Below are 25,997 nucleotides of genomic sequence, written 5' to 3' on the forward strand. Positions count from 1 at the left end.
ATGAATAATCAATCAATAATATCTCAACGGACGGTCCTCTTATTCTTTATTGCATGCATGCTCTTTTCCTGTAAGGCGTACCTGGATGTAATGCCAAAGGACCAGGTGTCTGATGGAACGCTGTGGTCGAGTAGTGCCAATGCCGATCTGTTCTTAAATAATATATATGCTGCGGTACCTACCCTGGAAACGGGAGATCCCTGGGAGAATTTCTCTGATAACTCCATCAACGGACAGGCAGGAAGGGTGAGTACGAACATCTACGGGCCATCCATCTATACACCCAGCAATGCGCCCAGCAAATGGGGACATTTCACCAACATCCGGAAATGTAATTTATTTATAAAAAAAGTAACGGATGCTGATCTACCGGCCGACTGGAAAAAATTAAGACTGGCAGAAGCCCGTTTCCTGAGAGCCTATTTCTATTCGCTGTTATGGACGTATCATGGCGGAGTCCCCATCATTACGGATGTACTGAATCAGAACGAACAGGGTGACGAAGTTTTTAGGGCCCGCAACACTTCCGCTGAAACTTTTACTTTTATTACCGACGAATGCAGTGCTATTGAAGCCGATTTACCGGCGACTGCGGAAAGCGGCCGGGCAACAAAAGGTGCCGCCCTTACTTTAAAAGGATCCTGCGAGTTGTTTAATGCAGGCGCCTTGAATAATGCGGAGAATGATAAAGCAAAATGGGCACTGGCAGCAACTACTTTCAAAAAGGTGATAGACTTAAAAAGATATAGTTTATTTCCTGATTACAATACCCTGTTTTTTGAAGAGAATAATAATAACGTGGAAGTGATCTTCAGTAAACAGCATATGGGTGGAACATCGCTGGCTAATTTAAGAGATGGACAGATAGGCCCCCGTTTTGTAAATGGCGCACTAACCGGTTGGGGACACGTGGACCCTACCCAGGATCTCGTGGATGAATATGCCATGGACAACGGTCTGCCGATCTCTGATCCGGCTTCCGGTTATGATCCGCAAAACCCTTATGTAAACAGGGAAAAGCGGTTTTACCAGTCCATCGTATACGATGGTTCCGAATGGCTCGGCGACATTATGATCATGAAACAAGGCGTTGGTAGTTTGAATGCAACAGATCTGAGCAATAGCAGTGTATCTACCAGAACAGGCTACTATATCCGCAAAGGCATCAATCCAAAATATGCCAGTGCGCAGAACAATCAGAACAGCGCCAATATCATCATCTTCCGGTATGCAGAAGTGTTACTCAGTTATGCAGAAGCACAAAACGAAGCAACCGGACCTGATGGCTCAATTTACGATGCAATAAATGATATCAGGAAAAGATCGGATCTGCCTGATCTCCCTACCGGCCTTACACAGGCACAGCTGCGGAAAGCGATTTACCGGGAGAGAAGGGTAGAACTGGCGTTTGAAGAAAAGAGATTACCGGACCTGTTGCGGTTGAAACTGGCGGAAGTTAATCTGAATGGCCCTTTACACGCTATCGAGATCGACCTGGTAGGTAACAAATGGGTGTACAAGGTGGTTCCCGCAGGTGGAGGTATGAGAACATTCTTTGCGAACAAGAATTACTTCCTGCCGATTCCTCAGTCTGCCATAGATAAAAATCCGAAACTTGTTCAGAATCCGAACTATAATTAAGTATCAGCAGCTTTCATCCAATAAGCATAAGTGACTATGATGGGCATAAAAGAGTTAGTAAAACCGGTAGGGATATTATTTTGGCTGAGCGGAAACCTGTGCTTTACAGCACCTGTTTCCGCCCAGGACCAAAGCAGGGATATAGAAAGTATAAAACTGAAAATTTCCTTTGGGCATACTGCCCCTGCACAAACTGCCAGAACTGTACAATTGATCAGTGCTTCACCGGGTCTTACCGTTGCGGTACCAACCGGGAAGGGCATTGAAAAAAATGACCGTGTGGCGGCTACTTCACTGCTTTATTGTGGTGCAGGAGATGTAGATGAACTGATCGCGGATATACACTGGCCCAGGCCGGTGGCTCCCTTGCGAAAGGTAGCGAAGCATGAAAGTTCCTATGCGGTAAACGGAGAGGCCATGTGGGGCTACCTGATGCAGGAAGGTTCGCCGGGACAGGGCGCACGTTTACGGGAAGATCCCTGGAAGCAGCCAGACGCGCCTATCCTCACCGTGCAGTTGAATGCAGCAGGCACACAAGGTTTTTCTGTGGGACTGGAACAGTTGTTACGTCATGGCGCTATGTGGTTGCCGGAGCAGGATGTATATATTACCCTCGCCGGTAAACCCATCGGGTTTAAACAACACCTGGCTTCTTTAAAAGGACAACGTATACTCGATGGCGTTAGAAATGCCCCAGATGCTTCCCTGGAACAGTTTAAAAAATCATGGGAAGATTTTGGCAACCCTATCGTATGGAATAAGCCCTGGGAAACTTCCTGGATGGGCACAAAAGGACATCTGACGGTAACTACCGCCACGCACGGTTCCGTTTATAAATTCGCGGTTGACCGCTGGGGGAATGTGCGGCCGGACTTTGCCTCACCGCATAAATTCCGGATGGATCTTCTTTGGGAAGGAAGTCAATGGAAGGGACAAAAAATTGTGGATGGGTTGCCGGTGCTGATCACCAACCTGGAAAAAAATAAACAGCTGTGTGAAATAGAGCAACTGGCAGCTGCACCGGGCGACCTGCCCGCTGGTCTTCGCGGGGAGCTTCCTGGGGTGATGTTTACAAAGGTAAGGATCTCCGGAAAAGCAGGCCCCATCAGCTTTGGCCTCCGGCTCAATAATGAATTGAAAGAACACGGGATTGCCGTAAAGAAGAATAAAAATAACTGGACGGTAGCCGATCAGCAAACAGGTGATACCTGGTTGATACTGGAAACAGGGAATGGGTTATCTGTTAAAATAGCTCCACCTGCGCAGGATAAAAACGGGCAACAGGTAGTGCTGACCGTGGAAGCTGAGCTGCCGGAAGGAGCCACCCGGGAATTCCTGGTGAAGCTGCCTTCACCGGCAGTTGCGCCTGCGGATGCCGCCAGGTTGAATGCACTTGACTTTGCAACTGCAAAGAAAAGTACGGTGAGTTATTGGGAAAACTGGATCAGCCAGGGCGCTCATTTCCGGGTGCCGGAAGCCGCCGTAAATGACCTGTTCAGGGCTAACCTGTGGCATGCGCTTATTTTACCACGTCATACATTGGATAGTCTTGGCCGGCCTCATATGGATCTTCCGTATGCCAATACAGCCTACGGACAAAAAAATGCAGACTGGCCGGTTAATCAATCAGTATATGTAGACTACATGATTTATGGTTTGCGGGGATATGAAAAAGTAGCGGAAGATGAAATGGCCGCCATGTTCCAGAGTCAGCAGCAACCAGATGGCCGGATCGCAGGCTTTGCCAACTGGGGCGTTTATTCTCCGGCGCACTTGTATACCATTGCACAGAATTTCCTCCTTTCCCGCAACCGGGAAGAATTTGAACGGCTGCTACCCAATTCCCTGAAAACGCTCGACTGGTGCCTTGCCCGGATCGATAGCGCCAATAGAGGAGCCGGTAGTACAGGATTGATTTTAGGACCACTGAACGACCTTACACATGCCGAAAGGGAATGGGCATTTACACAGGCTTATTTTGCCGGCGGCCTTGAATTATTTGGGGAGGCATTATCTGCGTATAGGCATCCCCGTGCGGAAGAAGTGTTGCGGGCAGCCGCCAAAATGAAAAGTGATGTGGTGAAGGAATTTGCCCGCAGCAGTGTAAAATCTCCCATCGTTCAACTGGCAGATGGTACCTGGATCAATTATGTACCAACAGATGCCATGACACCCCGTCGCATGCTGGATGAATGGTATCCTTCGGATGTTGACTGCGGCCCGTTGCACCTGTCAAGATTAGGTGTAATAGATCCTGAAAGCTGGTTGACCACCGCTATGCTGCACGATCATGAAGATAACCTGTTTCTGAGTAACCTGGGTGCTGCAAATGAACCGATCTATGTGCAACAGGCCACCGCATATTTATTACGCGATGAGCCGAAAGCCGCTATCCGTGCATTCTATAGCCTGATGGCCTGCGGATTCTCCCATGAACAACTCACACCACTGGAACACCGCTGGGCCTGGGGGCAATACTACGGACCACCAAGTACAGACGGCGCCTGGTTTGAACTATACCGGAAAATGCTCCTCAATGAATTTGGACTGGATACTTTACTGATAGGACAGGCCATACCAAGGGCATGGTTGGAAAAAGGGAAACAAGTGGAAGTGAAAAATGCACCCACTTATTTCGGCCCGGTTTCTTTTACCATGGAAGGACTGACCGCTGAGAATAAATTGAATGCGGTAGTAGAACTGTCCGCGCGCAATCTGCCGAAAGAGCTGTTGATCCGGTTCCGGCATCCGCTGAATAAGCCCATCACCGCTGTTATGGTAAATGGTCAACCATGGAAAGATTATGATGTAAAGAAGGAATATATCAGGATCACAAAACCTGTTGGTGGAAAATATGTCATCTCGGCAAAATATTAATGCCGGTAATGACTGCATTCATTTCCGTTAACTTAAAATTATTTTATGTTGAAACGAACGTATTTTCTCTTTTTCATGACAATGTTTATCAGCGGCTACGTGTTTGCACAAACAGCCAATGTAAAGATCGGATTTGGAGAAGACCTGGGACCCATGAAAATGGAACAAATGGCGCTGGGCCAGGGTGGCCTCTCTGAAGAGCCTATGCTGGCCAGCCGGACAACAGAAATAAAAGCACTGCACCCCGCCATTATCCGGCTGTTTGTAAGTGAATATTATGATGTAATTCCTGCACGGGGAAAATATCATTTCAATACACTCGACAGCATGGTATCCAATATCCTGGCAACGGGCGCTAAACCATTCATGAGTTTTTGCCTGAAACCAAAATTGTTTTTTCCTGTAATAGACCAGGATGTAGTGGAACCAAATGATTATAAAAAATGGGAGCAGTTCGTGTATGATGTGGTGAAACATTTTAAAGATAAAGGTACAGGCATCACTTACTGGGAAATCGGCAACGAAGTAGATCTGGGTGAAGATGGTGGAACGCCTTACCGCTTCAAACCGGAAAGCTATGTGCGTTATTATAAACACACCACTGCTGCTATTTTACGCGCCGACCCAAATGCAAAAGTAGGAGGTCCGGCTGTGGCGTGGTACAAATCGCCTATTCTGCCGGAGCTGGTACATGCCTGTGCTGCGGAGAAATTGCCCCTGCATTTTATCTCCTGGCATCATTATAATAACAGTCCTACCGTGATCCGTGGTCAGATTGATTATATAAAAGACCTGCTCAGTAAATATCCGGATCTGCATCCGGAAACTATTATGAACGAGTGGAACGTGGATCTCTTCAATCCACCACTGGATCCCCGTTACCAACCTTGTTATGTGGCGGAAACCATCTGGCAGATGAAGGACGCGGGGCTTGACTGGTCCTGTTATTATCAGATCCGGGACTGGTATGTTTCTTATGAAACTTTTGAAAAAGTATTCTCGCCACACGGTGCTGCATTTATGACGCGGTGGTGGAACAGGCAGGCGCAATTCAGTGGTTTGATTGATTATCAGAATCAGATCCGTCCGGCGTATTATGCTTTTAAATTGCTTTCCAGGATGGCGGGTAATAAATTAAAAGTAAGCTCCTCGCACGATAAAGTGCATGGTTTTGCTACGCACGACAAGAAACTCGACATGCATAATATGATGCTGTGGAATTTTTCAGATCAACCGGTAACGGTAAAACTGAACCTGGAAGATCTGCCAAAAGATATGCGGGTACGTCATATCATCCTGGATGCGACCGGCGCGGGGAATGACGAAAATCAGCGGCTGCGCCCTGAACCGTTTGTAAAGTTTCAGAAAGGAAATCACGAGGCCACAGTGACGTTAGAGCCATGGGCAGTTCACTATTGGTCGCTTGAATAAGTGAAACCGGAACCGTACTTTGTATATATAGATTGATGGAGCTATGATTGTAGATATTCACACACATTTTTTCAGGCCCGGAAAAGATTTCGGGCCACGGTTACAGGCAGATATGCAACGTTGCGGTGTTGATCCTGCTGTATGGGGAGAGATTGGTAAAAAACACCTGGAAACAACGCAGGAAGCTGATGTGGCAGTGGTTTTCGGCTTGCAGGCTGCTGCAACCGATTGGAACATTCCCAATGAAGTGGTAGCTGCGCATGTAGCACAGGCGCCGGGACGTTTATTGTTTTTCGCTGCTATAGATCCTGCCAGTCCGGGGTTTATGGAAGAACTGGAACGGTGTCACCAGGTATCTGGTGCGGTAGGTGTTAAACTCGCACCGCTATACCAGAACATCCACCCCGGTGATCCCCGTTGTTATGAAATTTACCGCTACTGCGTGAAGCACCATTTGCCGGTACTTTTTCATGCCGGTACATCCTTTGTTGGCGGTACGCCGCTGGACTATTCACGCCCGGTTCATTTTGATGCGGTAGCGGTGGACTTTCCGGAGCTGCGTATGGTACTGGCACACCTGGGTCATCCCTGGGAAGGTGAAACAATCGCGGTGATCCGCAGGCATGCAAATGTATATGCAGACTTGTCTGCTTTATATTACCGGCCATGGCAGTTTTATAATTCCATGCGTTTACTGGTGGAATACCGCGCGCACGAAAAAGTATTGTTCGGCTCTGATTTTCCTTTTGCGACTACCGGCGATTCGTTGCGGGGTGTACGCGGACTGAATGATGTACTGGCAAACAGCGGTTTACCAGCCATTCCGGCGGAAGTGACAGAAGGTATTATTCACCGCGACACCTTAAAACTGCTTGGTTTACCCAATCCAACTTTGCTAACCCTATGACGAACCTTCCGGCATTTATGCAGGCATTACAAATGCGTGGTCTTAACCAGTTGGTAAAGACGGTCGTATCTGTGCCTTCACCCAAAGCAGATGAAGTGCTTATCCGCACTACCGCCACTACTATCTGTACCTCCGACCTGCATGACCTTGCGCGTAATCCGTTTGGCATTGCATTGCCGCGGGTACTGGGCCATGAAGGCGCTGGTGTGATCGTTCAATGCGGAAGGGACGTAAATCATTTACTACCCGGAACACGCGTGGCTGCACATCCTGTGGTGCCTTGCGGTACCTGTGTGGAATGCAGTCGCGGCTACCGTCACCTTTGTGCTGAGATGGGGCATCTTGGTTATGACAGGGATGGTACGTTTGCTGAGTACTTCGTTCAACGGGCAGACCGGGTAATTGCATTACCTGGTAATATACCGGCTTCCCTGGGCGCATTACTGGAACCGGTAGCGGTGTGTTTACAAGCCGTTGCCCGCGCCGGCGATATCAGGGGACGTACCGTACTTGTTGCCGGTGATGGACCTTTTGGAAATATTATTGCGCGGCTGGCAAAACGGGCCGGCGCAGATCGTGTATTCGTTACCGGTAGAGAACCATTCAGGATGCAAATGATCCCCGGTGTGGAAATACCGGCTTCAGATCCGGTAAGAACTGTAGATGTGGCGATACTCGCCGTGAGTGCACCGGATGCCTTGCAAACCTGCCTGGCGGCGCTTCGCCCGAGAGGCAGGCTGGTGGTATTCAGTGCCATCAAAGACCCTGTACCGCTCGACTTGTTTTCATTACATATCAGAGAACTGGAAATTGTAGGCGCCTGTAATGATGAGGAACGGATGGAGGAATCATTACAATGCCTGGGCGACCCTGCATTGAACCTGGCAGAAATCATCACCCATCACATTCCGTTCGAAAACTGGGAAGACGCATTTTCACTGGCCCGGGACGGGCACAATAAAGCATTAAAAGTGGCTATTACTTTTTAGCAATAATTGGTTTTGACTTATTAACTGATTCCATGAAAATTACAAACGTAGAAGCATTTATTCTTGAATCGCCTTTTGATATAAAGCCGCCGGAAGGCAGTGATGAAGCGAGGGGCGTAAAACATTGCCTGCTGCTGAAGGTAAGCACAGATGAAGGGATCACAGGATGGTCTGATGTGGAAACATCCCCGCATGTGGGAGAAGCCGTGGTGAATGCACCTGTAAGCGGTTCCGGGGTATTTGAGGGATTAAAGGCATTGGTCATTGGTGAAGATCCTTTTGATGTAGAACGGTTATGGGATAAAATTTATCGCGGTACGATTTATTTCGGAAGAAGAGGGGTGGCCATGCAGGTGTTGTCCGGATTTGATATTGCCTGTCATGATATCATCGGCAAAGCCATTGGTCGTCCGGTGCATAAAATATTGGGCGGCGCACGGAGAGATAAGGTACGTGCTTATGCATCCACACTTTTTCGTCCTACTACCGATGCGATGAAGCAGGCATGTGAGTTCTATATGCAGCGCGGCTTCACCGCCGTAAAATTCGGATGGGGTGTTTTCGGACAGGACCTGAAACTGGATATTAAACTGGTAGCGGCGGCGAGGGAAACACTGGGACCTGATATTGAACTGATGATTGATCCGGGATGGATGGTGAACAGGAGTGCCTATGATGCTATTGCATTATGCCGCGCACTGGAACCGTACAATATATACTGGCTGGAAGATTTTCTGCATCCTGAAAATTATGATGGTTATGGAAAAGTAAAAGCCGCCGGCGTTAAAACACGCCTTGCCGCGGGTGAGCAGGAAGCAACCGGGTGGGGATTCCGTGAGTTGATCCAACGTGGAGGAATCGACGTGGTACAACCGGATCTTTCCCGCTGCGGGGGCTTCACCCAGGCAAGGAAAATTATGTGGGAAGCAGAACACGCCGGCGCAGATGTATGCCCGCATGCCTGGCTCACGGATCTGCTCACAGCAGCCAGTCTTCATGTGAATGCAGTGTTGCCAAGGTCCTTATTCCTGGAATACAATGTGAGTGACAATCCCATGTTGCGGGAAGTGATCAGAAATCCTGTACAGATGGATGCGGAAGGATATATTGCTGTTCCCCAGGGGAATGGTCTGGGTATCGAAATAAACGAAAATGCTGTGAAGCGTTTTTGTGTCAACTTATAAATACACTGGAATGCAAACAATTCTTGCACATCATTTATCGCCTCCGGAAGCAGCGTTGTGGTGGCTCGGCCAGGCTGGCTATGTGATCCGGGCATCCGGATTGATGGTTGTCATCGATCCTTATCTTTCTGATGCAGCAGGCGCAGGGTCGCCGGAATTTTCCCGGCAGTATCCACCGCCTGTCAATGCTGCGGAGTTGCGTGCCGATATTTATATCATCACACATGATCACCTGGATCACCTCGATCCGGACACGCTTTCTGCATACCGGCATAAAGAAGATACCTGGTTTGTGGCGCCGGTATTGGCGGCTAAAAAACTGGTGGCGACAGGCATTCCGGCAACACGCATTGTAACACTGCATGCAGGTGAAACCTGGCAGTATAACGGCATTGAAATAACCGGTGTTTTTGCATTGCCCACAGGCATTGATGTATTGGACACTACGGGATACCTGGTAAAATTTGCCAACGGCAGAAGTATTTATCATACCAGTGATACGCAGTTCCATCCGATTGTACTGGCTGCCGCACCCAAAGAACCGGAAGTAATGCTGGTGCCTATCAATGGTAAGTGGGGCAACCCCGGACCGGAACAGGCAGCAGCATTTGCGCTGGCAGTACAACCGACTTACGTAATGCCTAACCATTATGACCTCATGGCATTAAATGCAGAGAATCCTGCTTCTTTTAAATGGTTCTGTGATAACAACGGACTGGTTAACCGCTGCATCATACCGGAACGAATGCAACCTTTTGTCTGGTAATCCCGATGACAAATGGTATTTCTACAAAAAACATAATTAATTGAAAAAAAATATTTCACTATGGAATCAAGAACTAAATTAATGACAGACGACGAAAAGTTTAAGTGGATAAAAGAGAAGCTGTATGTACCCATTGTTTGCGATGTACTGGATATCCTGGGTTACAGGCATCAGGCCATGCACCAGCGATTAAGACCGCTCGATACAAAGAACAGTATCATGGTTGGAAGAGCAAGAACACTGCGTTGGATGGAAACAGATTATATTGAAGATGATCCGTATTCACTGGAGATAGAGGCGGTGGATTCCCTGAGAAAAGGAGATGTTGTTGTTCATTCTACCGATTTCGCCGGCAGCAATGCGCCCTGGGGCGAGTTGATGAGCACTATTGCTAAACGCAACGGAGCGGTAGGTTGTATCTGCGACAGTATGATCCGCGATTGCCGCAAGATCATAGAAATGGAGTTTCCGGTATTTCATGGCGGCATCCGTCCGCTGGACAGTCTGGGCCGCGGACGTGTGATGGCCTATGATGTACCTGTACGATGCGGCGACGTAGTGGTAAATCCCGGTGAACTGATCTTTACTGATTTTGATGGCATCGTGGCTATTCCCCGCGAAGTGGAAGACAAAGTGCTGGAGATGGCCTATGAAAAAGTGTTTAAAGAAGATCAATCAAGAATAGACCTGTTGAACGGGGATTCATTAAGAACAGTATATGACCGCTACGGTGTACTTTAATCAGTTTTATTATGAATATTCTTTGTGTAGTTGCGCACCCTGATGATATCGAAATACTTTGTGCGGGTACCCTTATCCGTTATGCCCGGCAAGGGCACACCGTTACCATGGCCGTTTTTACCAATGGTAATATGGGCGATGCTGTTATAGAGCCGGAAAAACTGGCGCTGATACGCGAACAGGAAACCCGTGCAGCCGCCGCCATTATTGGCGCAAAAGTGATCTGGTGTGACGTGATGGACGAACATGTTTTTCCTGATCCGGAACAAAGAAGGAAGATGATCGATGTGTTGAGGGAAGCAGATCCGGATGTGATCTTTACGCATTCTCCGAATGACTATCATCCTGATCACCGCTATGTGGGACAACTGGTTTTTGATGCCTATTTTCAGAAAGGGCTGCCGCATATACCGGGACAATCTTTTCCTGCCTGCCGTTTTGGTCAGTCACAGTTATACTACATGGACAATCTGGGAGGTATTGGTTTTCTGCCAACGGAGTATGTTGACATCAGTGATGTATTTGACATAAAAAAAGCGATGCTTGCCTGTCATAAAAGCCAGTTTGAAGCCATGAAAACATTGGCCGATACAGACTTGTTGGACATGATTGAAGTACAGGCGCGCTTCCGGGGACTCGCCGCCGGATGCAGGTATGCAGAAGGTTTTACGAGACTGGATGCATTTCAACGCGGACTCACCAGCAGGATCTTGCCATGATCTTTACTTTTGATAACTGGCATAACTGGGATGTCGTGAAATGTGAAACGGACGCATTTGAACTCATCGTAGGCATTTCTGCGGGACCGAGAATTCTTTCGGTCAGATATAAGGACAGTGAGAATCTTTTGTACCAGGATACCACAGATTTCGGGGTAGGAGATTGGCGGATGTATGGTGGTCATCGTTTTACGGTGGCGCCGGAAACGGCCGCCAGTTATTATCCTGATAATGACCGCTGTAATGTTAGTATGACGGATACACAGCTGATGATAACAACAATAGAAAGACCTTCCGGTATCCGTCTTTCGTTGATGATCAGTGAAGCTGCGGAAGGAGATGGGTTCGACATACAGCACATGCTGGAGAACAATGGAATTGCTGACTGGGAAGGCGCTTTATGGGCCATTACCTGTGTGCCCCGTTCAGCGCAGGTGTGGGCTGCCTGTACGACGCCACTTATTCATTGCTGGCCCGGCACCGATCCGGTAAACTGGCAACCGGCAAACCGGCAAATGAGTGTAAAGCCCGGCGACTTCAAGGGAAAAGCCGGATGGCACAGTGAACACGCCACGCTAACCGCTTTACAGCAACACGGAACACTGGTTATCCAAAGTCCTGATACATCTGTGCCTGCAGCATGCGTGGATAACGGGTCCAATGTGGAAATTTTTGTTTGTCCCGGTTATATAGAACTCGAAACACTGAGTAGCCATCTGATCATCTCACCCGGTACATCAGCCCGGCATTTACAACAATGGAAGTTATATCCATCACCAATAAACACCGTATTACACAACAATACAGCCTGACTATTTATTTATGGAAAAATTTCATCTTTCAATTCCGGATATTCTGATCATTGTTGCAGAAACGTTATTGGTAGTTATCATTGGTTTGCTGGCAGCAAGGAAAGTGAAACGCACGACCGAAGGCTATTTCCTGGCCTCCGGAAATATGCCCTGGTACCTCATTGGCGCTGCATTTGTTTCTACCAGTGTTTCCAGTGAACAGATTGTTGGAACAATCGGCGCTACCTACAAAGGAGGACTAGCCATTGCAAACTGGGAGTGGTGGGCTTTACCTACTTATCTGCTGATGATGGTCTTTTTTATTCCATTGTATCTGCGGAATAAAATAATGACAGTACCCGATTTGCTGAACCGTCGTTTCGGACCCGCCTGTGGCGCCATTTACAGCTTTGTGATATTGATTGGTTATGTATTTGTTTTTCTGCCGCCGGTTATTTATGGAGGAAGTCTTACACTCAGTGAATTAACCGGTTGGCCGCAAGGGTATGTAATGCTGGGCATTGTGCTGGTGACGGCGAGCTACACCTTGTTAGGAGGATTGAGTTCAGTGATGTGGACAGACGCTATTCAATGTGTGTTGTTAATCGGCGGTGGTGTGATCTTTTACTTTGTGGCACTCCACAAAATTCCGGGCGGCTGGGACTCCATGGTGGCCGCAGCTCCCGACCGCTTTCATTTGTATCAGCCTCCTTCAGATCCGGAGGCGCCATTCGCAGGACTTGTCCTGGCTTCTTTCGGCGTGTTTTTATTTTATCAGTCTTCCAACCAGGTGATGATCCAGCGTATCCTTTCTGCCCGTAGTACATGGGATGGAATGATGGGGCTTATCTTCTCCGGCTTTATCAATATTATTCGTCCGCTGGTAACCTGTTTGCTGGGGCTGATCGTTTATCACTGGCTGGATGTAATGCACCAGGGGCCTTCTTTGTTGCCGGATAACCAGGACCGTGCATTTCCGTTGGCGCTCGAACTTTTTGCGCCCTCCGGACTCCGTGGAGTAATACTGGCGGGCTTCTTTGCAGCGGTGATGTCTACGGTAAGTGCACTCTCTAATTCCATTGCTACTATTTTTTCACTGGATGTGTACCGGAAATTTCTGAGAAAGAATGCGGGCGATAAAGAACTGATCATCACAGGACAGGTTTCTGGTGGTGCTGCATTATTGATATCTTCCCTGATAGCACCGCTGGTAGGCACCGTAGGATTATTTAAATATTTCCAGACAGGTGTTACGTATATGGCTACGCCATTTATTTCGGTGTTGTTGCTGGGACTTTTCTGGAAGCGGGCAAGTTATGCAGGCGCTATTGCGGGCCTTATCGGTGGTGTGGCCATACAGATGGTGCTGGCATTATCTTTATTAGGTTTGGATATTCATCTTCACTGGTTATATGTAGGCGCCATTGCACAAGCGTTGACGATGCTGCTGATTGTTGGTGTTTCCCTGGCAACCCCGGCGCCGGCTTTTGAACAGGTAAAGCCGTTTATCTGGCATTCCACGTGGCTCCGTGCCCTTGATGATGATCCTATAAAACGTCCCTGGTGGAAAAGTATTAAGTTCTGGCTTGCATTGTATGCCCTGGCATGGTGCTATATCTATTGGCGTTTCTGGTAGGTGCAGCGTGCAGAACCGCGCTTGCCAACATAGTATGAGAATATGCCAACCATTTGATTTTTCCTCCGCGGCCAAGTGCCTTTCTTTGAGGTGGTCAATCTGCACAAAAGGATAGGCTTTTTGTAATGAAAGTAAAAACACTGAAGATTCATCCGCATGATAATGCAATTGTAGCACTTACAACACTGGAAGAAGGAGAAAATGTGGTTAATAACGGGATCGATTATACGTTATTAGGAAAAGTTCCTTCAAAACATAAATTTGCAGAGGTGGATCTGCGTGCCGGAGATGACGTGATCATGTACGGCGTACTCGTAGGAAAGGCCACCAGCGATATTCCCAAAGGAGGATTACTATCTGTCAAAAATGTAAAACATGCTTCCGGTACCTATGGCCTTCGTGAGCGGCATACTGACTGGAACAAACCGGATATCAGCGCCTGGCAGCAAAAAACATTTATGGGATATCACAGAGCTGATGGCTCAGTGGGCACTGCCAATTACTGGTTAATCATTCCGCTTGTCTTTTGTGAAAATCAGAATGTGCAGACATTACAAGATGCATTTGTGAAAGAACTGGGGTACCAGTTTAATGTTTCACAACAACAAACCCAGGTAAAACAGGTCATTAATTTATATAAAAGTGGTATGTCTGCTGCAGATATACTGGGAACAGATCTCAGCAGTGCAGCGGATGCAAGTGGCGCCAGTGAAATGTTATTTCCACACGTAGACGGCGTTAAATTGCTGACACATACACTTGGTTGCGGTGGCACAAAGGATGATGCTACTACCTTGTGTGGCTTGCTGGCAGGCTATATCACGCATCCCAATGTAGCGGGAGCCACTGTGCTGAGCCTTGGTTGTCAGAATGCGCAGGCGGCGCTTTTAAAGCAGGAGATAGCGAAGCGCGATTCCGCCTTCAGCAAACCGCTGTATGTACTGGAACAACAGGAGATCGGAAATGAATCACTGTTATTACAGCAGGCGATCAAACAAACATTTACCGGGTTAATGCAAGCCAATGAGCTTACACGTAAACCTGCCCCGCTGAGCAAACTCTGTGTGGGACTGGAATGCGGCGGGTCTGATGGTTTTTCAGGTATCTCCGCCAATCCCGCACTGGGCTATGCATCCGATATATTGGTAGCGATGGGTGCTTCGGTGATCCTCTCCGAATTCCCGGAGCTATGCGGTGTAGAACAGGAACTGAGTGACAGATGTATCGACGAAGCCACAGCAGCCAGGTTTATTGAACTGATGTCAAAATACGCTGAGCGTGCAACCGCCGTTGGATCAGGCTTTGATGCCAATCCTTCTGCCGGTAATGTCCGCGATGGATTGATCACGGACGCCATAAAATCGGCCGGCGCCGCCAGGAAAGGAGGTACCTCGCCGGTTACAGATGTATTGGATTATCCTGAAAAGCAACGTAAACCCGGTCTTACCTTATTATGTACACCTGGCAGCGATATTGAATCTACCACCGCAGAAGTGGGCGCCGGCGCTACAGTAGTAGTATTTACTACTGGTCTTGGTACACCCACCGGCAACCCCGTGGCGCCTGTTCTAAAGGTAGCTACGAATACAACGTTGTTTAATAAAATGAATGATATCATTGATATCAACGCGGGCACTATCATCACAGGAGACGAAACCATTGTGGAGGTAGGAGAAAGAATATTAAATCATATCATTAGTGTTGCCAGTGGCGAGTCTAAAGCCAAAGCCACCGCAGGCACCCATGATGATTTTATACCCTGGAAAAGAGGTATCTCTTTATAGAACGAACACCAGATATAAAAATAGCCAAATCTTAATTTTTTAAGATTTGGCTATTTTTATATGTAGATATTTTACGCGGACTTTGCCCGCACATATGCTTTCAGGTACTGCAAAGGTGTTTTCTTTGTCAGGATTTTAAACTGCCTGTTGAAATTCGAGAGGTTATTGAATCCACAGGTATAGCCTACCTGCGATACACACATATTATTTTCTATGAGCAGTTTGCAGGCATAACCGATGCGTACTTCCAGCAAAAACTGCCAGTATGTTTTCATGGTCCTGGATTTGAAATACCTGCAAAAGGAGTTGGGGCTTACGTTAGCGGCCGCCGCTACTTCCTTGAGGGAAATTTTCTGCTGGAAATTATTGAAAGTGTAAGTATAGATCTGGTTGATATTGTCTGTGTTGACAATATTATACGAATTGGCAAAGCCCACACTTGATAAAAGCGTGTATTCCTTACTGTTAGCAATCATATCCAACATGCTGAGCAGGTGCGCTATTCTTTGTGCCTGGGTTGCTTTCAGGATGGCTTCCATATTACGGATCACCGTTTCCCGGGTATCTCCATGGATCTTGATGCCGTGCTTGGCTTTTGCCAGCAAATCTTTCACGTTCTTCATCTCCGGCAGGTCCAGGAATCCGGTACCCCAGAAGTTGTCTTTAAAATGGATGGCGACGGCTTCAATCTGCAGTCCTGAAATCTCCTGGAAATAGATATCATCACTTCTCCACATATGTGGAAGATCTGCGCCGAGTAAAATAAGATCACCATCTTCAAATCTTTCCATACTATCGCCCACCAGTCGCATGCCACTGCCTTTCCTGATCTGCGTAAGCTCTATTTCAGGATGATAATGCCAGTGGTTATAGAGATATGGGTAGATATCCTCTTTTACACTGAAAGAATAATTGTGACCTGTGTCAACTTTCCGTAGTATTGGTTTCATGTGGTGGAATTCTGGGATGAATCTAGTGATATTTATGGAATCTACAACTTAGATTGCCAATATAGTATAAGAATGTGCTAATTAGTTAACTTTTATCGGGGATACAAAGGCTTTTCTTTGTATAGCAGGTCTAAAATATTGATCTGCCCGGTTTTAATATAATAGATTATGATCATTACAGGTAAGCAATTGGTAGGTTACTCCAGGTCTGGTAAAGGGACACAGCAATTTGAAAGCCAGGTAACGGGCGAAAACGGGAAACCGTTTTTATTTTATGAGGCTACAACGGAAGAAGTAGCTACCGCCGTGCAAAAGGCGCAGGAAGCATTTGATGTGAGCCGCGGTTTGTCCGGCAAGCAACTGGCTGCCTTCCTCGAAGCAATGGCGGCAGAATTGATACTGGCACTGCCCACCGTAATTGCTGTTACACAGCAGGAAACAGGTTTGCCGGCGAAACGCCTGGAAGGGGAAATGGATCGTACCACCAAACAGATCCAAATGTTTGCAACACTCCTGACAGAAGGCTCCTGGGTGAACGCGATCATTGATCCTGCCATACCGGATCGTGCGCCATTGCCAAAGGCTGATATCCGGCAAATGCAACGTCCCATAGGACCCGTTGCCGTATTCGGCGCCAGCAATTTCCCGTATGCATTTTCGGTAGCCGGCGGTGATACTATTTCAGCATTGGCTGCTGGTTGCCCCGTAGTATATAAAGCACATCCCGGTCATCCGGTGACGTCAGAACTGATAGGTGAATGTATCCTGAAAGCCGCCGTAGCCACAAATATGCCTGAAGGCATCTTCTCGCTGGTACAGGGTACCTCACATGAAACAGGCAGGGCACTCGTTACACATCCAGCCATAAAAGCAGTGGCCTTTACCGGCTCCTTCAACGGCGGTAAAGCCCTCTACGATGTGGCGGCGCAACGACCAGAACCTGTTCCGGTATACGCAGAAATGGGTAGCGTAAATCCTGTTTTTGTTTTACCAGGTATGTTACAGGAAAAAGGAACCGCCATTGCACAGGCATTGGTGGCATCCAATACCGCTGGTACCGGCCAGTTCTGTACCAACCCCGGTATCATTGTTTCATTGAAAGCGGAGGAGACAGCAAAGTTCCTGGCTGATTTCTGTGAAGGCATCAACGGCGCCGCAGGTAGCCGTATGCTGACAGATAACATCTACCGCTCCTATACAGGCGGCGTGGAAAGATTGCGGCAGATAGCCGGTATGCAGGCCATTGGCGCCGGTACAGCCACCGCTGAAAATAATAGCGCCATACCACATAGCTTTCTTATTTCCGGTAATGCTTTTTTATCGGAGGAAAATATGTATGAAGAAGTATTTGGTCCCGCATCCATCCAGGTAATGGCCAGCAATACGAATGAATTGTATGAAATAGCAGATAAGATGCCCGGACAGTTAACCGTTACAGTATGGGGTACTACAGCGGATCTGGAAAATTTTAAATCACTGATATTTTTACTGGAGAAGAAAGCCGGGAGATTATTACTGAACAGCGTACCCACCGGTGTGGAAGTAACACACGCCATGATGCATGGAGGTCCTTATCCAGCTACAACCGATAGTAAGTATACGTCAGTAGGATCAACAGCTATATACCGGTTTACACGCCCGGTTTGCTACCAGGGCTTCCCGGAATTTTTGTTGCCCGAAGCATTGCGGAATGAAAATTCCCTGAACATATGGAGACAGGTAAATGGCGGATTTAATAAGGATTCCTTATAATGATTTAGATATCTATCAACCTTTATTGCATATGAGAAGACCCTTTATCACCGGTTGCTTCATAATTTTTTTTATCATGACAGGATGTAAGGAAAACAGTTCCGATAAAGCACCGGTTGCGATAACATTCGGACAGGATGCAGACTTTTTGCACGAGCACCTGGAAGATGTAGTTGTACTGCAACATGCAAACGACAGCAGCCAGGTATTGGTAAGTGGCGACTACCAGGCGCGTGTAATGACCAGTACCACCGGTGGCCGCCAGGGAAAGAGCTATGGATGGATCAACTATGACCTGATCAGGTCTGGTAAATACAATCCGCATATTAATGCCTTTGGCGGAGAAGAACGCATATGGCTGGGCCCTGAGGGCGGTCAGTATGCCCTGTTCTTTCCTCCCGGTGCTCCTTTTGATTTCAACAACTGGCAAACACCGGGACTGCTGGATACGGCAAAATTTACGCAGGTAAATAAAACCAACAGCAGCGTTACCTATAGTAAAAGCGACTCGCTGAAAAACTATGCCGGAACAAATTTCGACATCACCCTTACACGCAGGATCTCTTTATTAGATAAATCTATTTTTGAAAAACAGGCTGGTATTACGCTGCCGCCAGGCGTAAGTCTCGTAGCCTATGAAACGGAGAATACGCTCACTAACAGCGGCGCCGCAGCATGGAACGAGCACACCGGCCTTTTATCTATCTGGCTGCTGGGCATGTACCGCCCATCCGATCAAACAGTGATTGCTGCCCCTTTCAAGCCACTGGCGAATGCAAGGGAATATATCACCGATGACTACTTCGGAAAAATTTCTCCTGAGTACCTACAGGTAAAAGATAGCGTATTGCTGCTGAAAGCTGATGGTAAATCAAGAGGTAAAATAGGGTTAAGTCCGCAGGTAGCCCGGCCCATAGCCGGTAGTGTGGATCTGAACAGCGGCAGTATTACCCTGATCAGTTTCTCTATTGCAGATACCGGGCATTATGTCAATTCAAAATGGGAGCAGCAGCAGGCGCCTTACAAAGGCGATGTGCTGAACTGCTACAATGATGGTCCCCTGGCCGATGGAACGCAGATGGGCCCCTTCTATGAACTGGAATCCTCTTCTGATGCGCGCGCACTACAACCCGGTGAATCCATCGTATACCGGCAGGTAACCGCACATATAGAAGGAGATAAAACGGCGATGAACCAGCTCGCACAAAGTATCTGGCAGCTATCGCTGGAACAGATAGCAAACAGTTTTCCTGCTAAATAAAAATCGATCTTATTAATCTACGTTTATGAATGATTTAAAACTCTATAAGACCAGCAAAGGAATTTTTGTGGAATATCAGGAGCATTGGTATACTATCAACGCAGTATGGGATGAACTGGTGAACAGAAAAGATTTGTATAACAACATTAAGTCGGAGCTGGCAAAGTTGTCACCACAACAGGATGCAGCGGCTTTGGTGCAACAACACATATTGCCGCCCATCGGCGATCAGGAAGTGTGGGCAGCTGGTGTAACATATTACCGTAGTAAGGTAGCCAGGATGGATGAATCGGAGATTGCAGGCGGCGCCAGTTTTTATGATAAAGTATACGAGGCCGCACGCCCCGAACTTTTCTTCAAAGCCACACCACAACGCACAGTAGGGCATGAGCAGGAAATTTATATCCGCCGCGATTCTACCTGGAATGTACCTGAACCTGAACTAACGCTGTTTATAAATAAATATGCGCAGATAGCAGGGTATACTATCGGTAATGACATGAGCTCACGCAGTATAGAAGGGGAAAATCCTTTGTATCTGCCGCAGGCAAAATCATATGATAAAAGCGCCGCCATCGGGCCTTGCCTGCTGATAACGGAACATCCGATTCCGCAGGACACTACCATTGCCATGAAGATCCAGCGGAACGGAGAGGAACTCTTCAACGACAGTATCCTGATCAATCAGATGAAACGCACACACACGGAACTGGTGGAATACCTTTACAGGGAGTGTAGTTTTCCGAATGGCTGTTTCTTAATGACAGGTACCTGCCTGGTTCCGGAGAACAATTTTACATTACATGAGAAAGATCAGATAGAGATAAAAATCGATCACATCGGCATATTGCGCAACACCGTAAAAGTAAATAACAGTTGAGTTAATTACATCGCATGAGAACAGATGATCGTCGTTCTTTTTTAAAGAAATTATCTATCAGCGGGCTGGGCATGACGGTTATACCAGCAGTCATGACCAAACAGGCAGCAGCCGAAGCTGCCTGCCAGCCTGCGCCTGAAGCTGAACGCAAAAGTGCAGACAGCAACAGGATATATAATTCGCCATATACGGGAACGTACCTGAACCGGGTAGCGTTTCCAATAGGTGGTATTGGCGCGGGCATGTTTTGCCTGGAAGGTACAGGCGCTGTTTCGCATTTGTCTGTACGTCATCGTCCTGAAATATTTAATGAGCCGGGCATCTTTGCAGCGATTGCTGTGAAGGGAGCCGCTAAAGGCGTGAAAGTACTGGAAGGCCCTGTGCCGGAATGGAAAAAGTTTGGCCCACCTGGTACCGGTCTGGGGTCTACCGGCGCTACTTTTGGGCTGCCCCGTTTTCAACAGGCGGCATTTACTACCCGTTTTCCTTTTGCGGATATTATATTGAAAGATGAAGATATACCGCTGGAAGTACGGATCTCCGGCTGGAGCCCTTTTATACCAACAGATGAAGATAATTCCAGTTTGCCTGTGGGCGCATTGGAGTATCATTTCACCAATAACAGTACGAATACGGTAACGGCTGTATTTTCTTTTAATACCCGCAACTTTATGGTGCAGGGAGGGCAGGGGAGTATTCAACCCATTCAGCGCGGTTTTGTACTCACACAGCAGGGAACGCAGGAGAAGCCGCATTTGCAGGGCAGCTTTGCCATTTACACAGATGCTGCCGATACGGTGGTGGATCATTGCTGGTTTCGCGGCGGATGGTGGGATGCGCTCACTATGGCCTGGAATACCGTTAAAGCAGGGGAAATAAAACAGCATGACCCCGTGGAAAGCGATGCGCCGGGTGCATCCCTGTTTGTACCGTTAACGCTGGAACCCGGAGCTACAAAGACGATCCGGGTAATGATGGCCTGGTATGTACCGGACACGAATCTTCGTATAGGCGAGTACGTGGAAAAGAAAGATTGTCTCCCTGAAAAGGGATGCTGCGTAGATTCGTCAGCGTTAGGAATAAACAAAAATACATTGTATACCGGCACTTATCATAAACCCTGGTACAGCAGCCGGTTTAAGGACATCGCCGAAGTGGCGGATTACTGGACCACGAATTATACCACTTTATATAAGAATACGGCGTTGTTCCGCGACGCTTTTTATGCCAGCACTTTACCGCCTGAAGTAATGGAAGCCGTGGCGGCAAACCTTACCATCATCAAATCGCCTACCGTTATGCGGCAATACGACGGCCGCATGTGGAACTGGGAAGGTTGTGGTGATAATGAAGGGTCCTGCCACGGATCATGCACACATGTATGGAATTATGCACAGGCTATCCCGCATCTTTTTCCTGCACTGGAAAGAAGTTTACGGCATACGGAATTTTGTGAAAATCAGAGCCCCGAAGGTCATCAGGGATTCAGGGCCAACCTGCCCATTTCCCCGTTGAAACACGACTTCCATGCTGCATCCGACGGGCAGCTGGGCGGTATCATGAAAGTGTACCGCGAATGGCGGATCAGCGGTGATAACAACTGGCTGAAGAAAATGTACCCGATGGTAAAGGTGAGCATGGATTATTGCAGCCATACCTGGGACCCGAAAGGGAAAGGAGTGGTAGAGGAACCGCATCATAATACTTATGACATTGAATTCTGGGGGCCTACAGGTATTTGCACCAGCTTTTATTTAGGCGCTTTGCAGGCTATTATAAAGATGGGACATTTTCTGAAAGAAGATGTTTCCGGTTATGAAAAGTTATATGCACGCGGGCAGGATTTTATGGAGCAGGAATTATTCAATGGTGAATATTTCACACAGCAGATCAGGTATAAAGACCTGGTAGCGGCCGACCCGGTAAAGGGCGGCGCCTCTTCTCAATCAAAGGAATCACTGGCAATACTGGAGAAAGAAGGCCCGAAATACCAGTATGGAACCGGCTGTTTATCCGATGGGGTATTAGGTGCCTGGATAGCCGGTATGTGCGGACTGGAAGATCCGCTTGATAAGAAAAAAACAACACAGCACCTTACAGCCGTGCACCAATATAATCTGAAAAAAGACCTCAGTGATCATGCTAATCCGCAACGTCCGGGCTTTGCGCTGGGGAATGACGGCGGATTGTTACTTTGCTCCTGGCCCAAAGGGGGCAAGCTCTCCCTGCCTTTCGTTTATAGTGACGAAGTATGGACCGGTATAGAATACCAGGTAGCTTCCCACCTGATGCTGATGGGAAAAGTGGAAGAAGGACTTGATATTGTACGTGTATGCCGTAACCGTTATGACGGACGCGTACGCAACCCGTTCAATGAGTATGAATGCGGACACTGGTATGCGCGCGCTATGTCGAGTTATGGCCTGTTACAGGGCCTGACGGGCATCCGGTATGATGCAGTGGACAATACATTATACATTGATTCCAGGATCGGTGATTTTACCTGTTTTATAGGAACAGCCACCGGGTTCGGTACTGTTAGCCTCCGGCAGGGAAAGCCTGCATTGCATATTGCTTATGGAGATATAAAAGTGAAACAGGTGATCGTTGCAGGAAAGATAAGCCGTCTGGCATAGTGTCGTATTTACGGATTTCTTGATTTACGAATTTAGGAATTTGAAATGCAGCGAAGATTGGAATATGTCCCGCTGCATTTCAAATTCCTAAATTCGTAAATCAAGAAATCCGTAAATGATTAATAATAATTGGTTTTGCTTAATGCTTTTTCATCGATAGGATCTTCTTCGAGATATCTTTCCAGGCTATCATTCAGTTCATTCATCCATTTTGTATGATGTTTTACAGCATTTGTATCATCAATAACGGAAGTATATACTTTATCCCGGTAGGTTAATATATTCTCCTCTTTATCTTTCAGCCAGCTTTTAAACATGTCTGCTACTTTATCCAGGTTAAAATCCGGGTAGTCTGTTCTATCGATCAGATCTCTTAAATACGCTGTCTGAAAATCTACATGCTCACAGCTTGTGACTGATTTTGCTTCTTCCTCCATCCAGTTTTTAATATCTGCATCCCTGTCTTCTTTAGCGGGCAATGTAATTTTACCCAGCATATAATCCCTGGCAAACCAGGCTTGCGTATCAAACATATTGAAAGTATAGTATTGATCCTGCATGCCTAAATAAATTAACTGTGGTAATTCATTAAACACAACGCCCTTGTATAAACTATCCGGATACAAACAGTTTCTTGTTTTTAGGCGGAGCGAATCCGGTAGGAAAGGGAATTTATGCTGATATCCTGTACAGAATATTACCGCATCATATGCCTTATGACTTCCATCTTTTAAGTATGCCTTACTATCTTCAAAATGTGTTACTAACGGAACTTCTTTTATCCCATCAGGCCATTTACAATTGATCGGATTTGTTCTATAGGAAATGGTCACTGATTTAGCGCCGTGTTTATAACATTGAACAGCGATATCTTCAGCAGAATAACTACTACCGATTAAAAGGATATCCTGGTTAATAAACTGGTCTGCTCCCCTGAAATCATGCGCGTGCATAACTGCTCCGGGAAAGTTTTCAATCCCTTTAAAATAGGGGAGGTTGGGCGTAGAGAAGTGTCCCGTACCAACTACCAGGTAATCAAAATTTTCTTCAAAGGTTTCGTTTTTAACTAAGTCGTCGAAAACTACCCTGAATTGTTTAGTATCGTTATTGTAATCTACCCATCTGGCAACCGTATTAAACTGGATGTATTTCCGGGCATTACTTTGTTTGATTCTTCCCTGTATATAATCGAATAAAACTTCTCTTGGTGGATAGGAGGATATGGGTTGCCCAAAGTGTTCCAGAAAAGTATAATCAGCAAATTCTAAACATTCTTTGGGTCCGTTGGACCAAAGGTATTTATACATACTGCCATGCAGAGGTTCGCCATATTTTCCGACACCTGTACGCCAGGTATAGTTCCACATGCCACCCCAGTTATCTTGTTTTTCAAAACATTTAACCTGGGGGATTTTGTTGCCTTTTTTTTCTTCTGATTCGAATGCTCTCAGCATTGCCAGACCACTTGGTCCGGCACCAATGATACCTACTTTTAAATCCATATTTGTTATTAAATTTAATTGAATATTAGCTATAAAGAATTATAGTAATAATTGAATAAAATAATGTGATTAGCTGATCAGATAATCAGCAGTGGTGGCGCATAATGCGCCGGGTGTAACACGCAATAAGTTAAGTTAGAAATATAGTATTAAAACTATATAATGAAGTGGGTAAAGCTAAGGTTCGAGAGGGATCTTCGACCTTTTACGTGTAAATAAAGTTTTTGACTTATTGAATATATTTGTGATAAACTACCCATATTATGCAAAGGTAAGAAAAAAAGGGCAGTTGTCCCAATTTGTGGGTATACACCAGATCCCTGTTGCGCTAACTTTGGGTTTATTCCCTGGTTTCAATTTGTTTTCCTGTCTGTTTATCGAAATGTTATCTTTATTCCGTAAAACGGTATAACAGTTTTGAAGAGTAAAGACCAGCGACAGAAAATAGCCTTACTTATTTTGTAAATATTCATACGTTATGGGAGCAAATAATGCTGTTTACCGGGAAAAGGGGGAAATCTATCATTCTGATACCTGTGAGCCCTTGCTGGACGCCTGGAGGTTTGGTGAAATACAACTGGAAGCATGGGCGCGTTTAAGTTATCCGGGCTACCGGATGAATACAGGGGTGCTTTCCGGTATCAATACTATCGGTTACTGGGATGCCCAGCGTACGCAGGAATGGGGACTGGACTGGCATCGTAATGAGGGGATAGAAATTACTTTCCTGGAAACAGGGACTTCCGCTTTTGCGATGGAAGATAGTACACATACTATGACACCGGATGAATTTACGATTACCCGTCCCTGGCAGTTACATAAGGTAGGCAATCCTTTTGTTGGTGTGGGCCGGCTGCATTGGCTGATACTGGACGTAGGGGTGCGGCATCCGCACCAGGAATGGAAGTGGCCTTCCTGGATATTGCTGAACAAGACAGACATTGAAGAGCTGTCGAAAATGCTACGGCAGAACGAACAGCCGGTATGGAAAGCGAATGCCGATATCCGGAGATGTTTTCAGAAGATAGGGCAGTTGATAAAGCACGACAGGGCCGCCGGAAATGAATCCTGGGTAGCCATTTATGTGAACGAATTATTATTACATATACTTAACTTATTCCGGCAGGGTACTTTTAGTTTTAATGAAGCCCTTACCAACAGCAGCCGGACAGTAGAGCTTTTTATAAAAGAGTTACAGGAGAGTTTTCATGAGCCGTGGACATTGGAAAGTATGGCAGAACATTGTGGTTTGGGGGTGACCCGTTTTGTACACTACTTCCGGCAAATAGCCAACAGTACACCTATGCAGTACCTTAATTATGTACGGGTAACCGCTGCCGCGGTTCAACTGATAGAACATCCTGCTACCAATATCAGCGGGATTGGTTACAGCTGTGGGTTTTCCAGCAGCCAGTATTTTTCTACCGTTTTCCGCAAACAATTTGGTTGCTCACCCGCTACATACCGGACAACAAAATTGTCAGGTCTCCGGCACATCAAAGCTGCGGCGCCGGAGAATCCGCCTGTATCATAATATCTTCCCGGCAGGA

Annotated in this window: 19 protein-coding genes; 17 read left to right on the plus strand and 2 right to left on the minus strand. The window is 46.8% G+C overall.

What is annotated here, in order from left to right:
• The 12 genes from ABQ275_RS07270 (at position 1) to ABQ275_RS07325 (ending at position 15,466) form a co-directional block, all read left to right on the plus strand.
• Positions 1-1,641 carry a RagB/SusD family nutrient uptake outer membrane protein gene (locus ABQ275_RS07270; protein ID WP_349317617.1) on the plus strand — a complete coding sequence of 547 codons (1,641 nt, stop codon included), beginning with the start codon at positions 1-3 and terminating at the stop codon, positions 1,639-1,641.
• A 36-nt stretch (positions 1,642-1,677) separates the two neighbouring features.
• Complete coding sequence (locus tag ABQ275_RS07275; protein ID WP_349317618.1) at positions 1,678-4,518, plus strand: hypothetical protein; 2,841 nt, start codon at positions 1,678-1,680, stop codon at positions 4,516-4,518.
• Positions 4,519-4,563: 45 nt separating this feature from the next.
• A complete protein-coding gene (locus ABQ275_RS07280; RefSeq protein ID WP_349317619.1) occupies positions 4,564-5,949 on the plus strand; it encodes a GH39 family glycosyl hydrolase in 1,386 nt (461 codons plus the stop codon).
• Between the two features lie 43 nt (positions 5,950-5,992).
• Entirely contained in the window at positions 5,993-6,856 is an 864-nt protein-coding gene (locus tag ABQ275_RS07285) for an amidohydrolase family protein (RefSeq protein WP_349317620.1), read from the plus strand.
• Positions 6,853-7,845, plus strand: a complete 993-nt coding sequence (locus ABQ275_RS07290; protein WP_349317621.1) for an alcohol dehydrogenase catalytic domain-containing protein — start codon at positions 6,853-6,855, stop codon at positions 7,843-7,845. The genes ABQ275_RS07285 and ABQ275_RS07290 overlap by 4 nt, the downstream gene beginning before the upstream one ends.
• 32 nt (positions 7,846-7,877) lie before the next feature.
• On the plus strand, positions 7,878-9,029 hold the full coding sequence (locus ABQ275_RS07295) for a mandelate racemase/muconate lactonizing enzyme family protein (protein WP_349317622.1): 1,152 nt from the start codon (positions 7,878-7,880) through the stop codon (positions 9,027-9,029).
• Positions 9,030-9,039: 10 nt separating this feature from the next.
• The gene (locus ABQ275_RS07300; RefSeq protein WP_349317623.1) at positions 9,040-9,795 is read left to right on the plus strand and encodes an MBL fold metallo-hydrolase; all 756 of its coding nucleotides are present in this window, start codon (positions 9,040-9,042) and stop codon (positions 9,793-9,795) included.
• Between the two features lie 60 nt (positions 9,796-9,855).
• Positions 9,856-10,536, plus strand: coding sequence for an RraA family protein (locus ABQ275_RS07305; protein ID WP_349317624.1), 681 nt, complete (start codon positions 9,856-9,858; stop codon positions 10,534-10,536).
• Positions 10,537-10,547: 11 nt separating this feature from the next.
• A complete protein-coding gene (locus ABQ275_RS07310; RefSeq protein WP_349317625.1) occupies positions 10,548-11,255 on the plus strand; it encodes a PIG-L family deacetylase in 708 nt (235 codons plus the stop codon).
• A complete protein-coding gene (locus ABQ275_RS07315; RefSeq protein ID WP_349317626.1) occupies positions 11,252-12,067 on the plus strand; it encodes a hypothetical protein in 816 nt (271 codons plus the stop codon). Before ABQ275_RS07310 ends, ABQ275_RS07315 begins: the two co-directional genes overlap by 4 nt.
• Before the next feature lie 10 nt (positions 12,068-12,077).
• Positions 12,078-13,682: a sodium:solute symporter family transporter gene (locus ABQ275_RS07320; RefSeq protein WP_349317627.1), complete on the plus strand. Its 1,605-nt coding sequence runs from the start codon at positions 12,078-12,080 to the stop codon at positions 13,680-13,682.
• A gap of 125 nt (positions 13,683-13,807) precedes the next feature.
• Positions 13,808-15,466, plus strand: coding sequence for an altronate dehydratase family protein (locus ABQ275_RS07325; RefSeq protein ID WP_349317628.1), 1,659 nt, complete (start codon positions 13,808-13,810; stop codon positions 15,464-15,466).
• 71 nt (positions 15,467-15,537) lie between these two features.
• Here the strand turns inward: ABQ275_RS07325 and ABQ275_RS07330 are convergent, their stop codons facing one another.
• Positions 15,538-16,416: an AraC family transcriptional regulator gene (locus tag ABQ275_RS07330; RefSeq protein WP_349317629.1), complete on the minus strand. Its 879-nt coding sequence runs from the start codon at positions 16,414-16,416 to the stop codon at positions 15,538-15,540.
• A 168-nt stretch (positions 16,417-16,584) separates the two neighbouring features.
• Here ABQ275_RS07330 and ABQ275_RS07335 point away from each other — a divergent pair, with 168 nt between their 5' ends.
• The 4 genes from ABQ275_RS07335 (at position 16,585) to ABQ275_RS07350 (ending at position 22,945) form a co-directional block, all read left to right on the plus strand.
• The gene (locus ABQ275_RS07335; protein WP_349317630.1) at positions 16,585-18,168 is read left to right on the plus strand and encodes an aldehyde dehydrogenase (NADP(+)); all 1,584 of its coding nucleotides are present in this window, start codon (positions 16,585-16,587) and stop codon (positions 18,166-18,168) included.
• A gap of 76 nt (positions 18,169-18,244) precedes the next feature.
• Positions 18,245-19,429, plus strand: coding sequence for a DUF6786 family protein (locus ABQ275_RS07340; RefSeq protein ID WP_349317631.1), 1,185 nt, complete (start codon positions 18,245-18,247; stop codon positions 19,427-19,429).
• Positions 19,430-19,454: 25 nt separating this feature from the next.
• A complete protein-coding gene (locus tag ABQ275_RS07345; RefSeq protein WP_349317632.1) occupies positions 19,455-20,309 on the plus strand; it encodes a fumarylacetoacetate hydrolase family protein in 855 nt (284 codons plus the stop codon).
• Positions 20,310-20,323: 14 nt separating this feature from the next.
• On the plus strand, positions 20,324-22,945 hold the full coding sequence (locus tag ABQ275_RS07350) for a GH116 family glycosyl hydrolase (RefSeq protein WP_349317633.1): 2,622 nt from the start codon (positions 20,324-20,326) through the stop codon (positions 22,943-22,945).
• A 119-nt stretch (positions 22,946-23,064) separates the two neighbouring features.
• Here ABQ275_RS07350 and ABQ275_RS07355 read toward each other — a convergent pair whose 3' ends face one another.
• Entirely contained in the window at positions 23,065-24,447 is a 1,383-nt protein-coding gene (locus tag ABQ275_RS07355) for an NAD(P)/FAD-dependent oxidoreductase (protein ID WP_349317634.1), read from the minus strand.
• A gap of 478 nt (positions 24,448-24,925) precedes the next feature.
• Between ABQ275_RS07355 and ABQ275_RS07360 the strand changes: the two genes are divergently transcribed.
• A complete protein-coding gene (locus ABQ275_RS07360) occupies positions 24,926-25,981 on the plus strand; it encodes an AraC family transcriptional regulator (RefSeq protein ID WP_349317635.1) in 1,056 nt (351 codons plus the stop codon).
• Positions 25,982-25,997: the final 16 nt, after the last annotated feature.

The organism is Chitinophaga sp. MM2321 (assembly GCF_964033635.1).
Taxonomy (GTDB): domain Bacteria; phylum Bacteroidota; class Bacteroidia; order Chitinophagales; family Chitinophagaceae; genus Chitinophaga.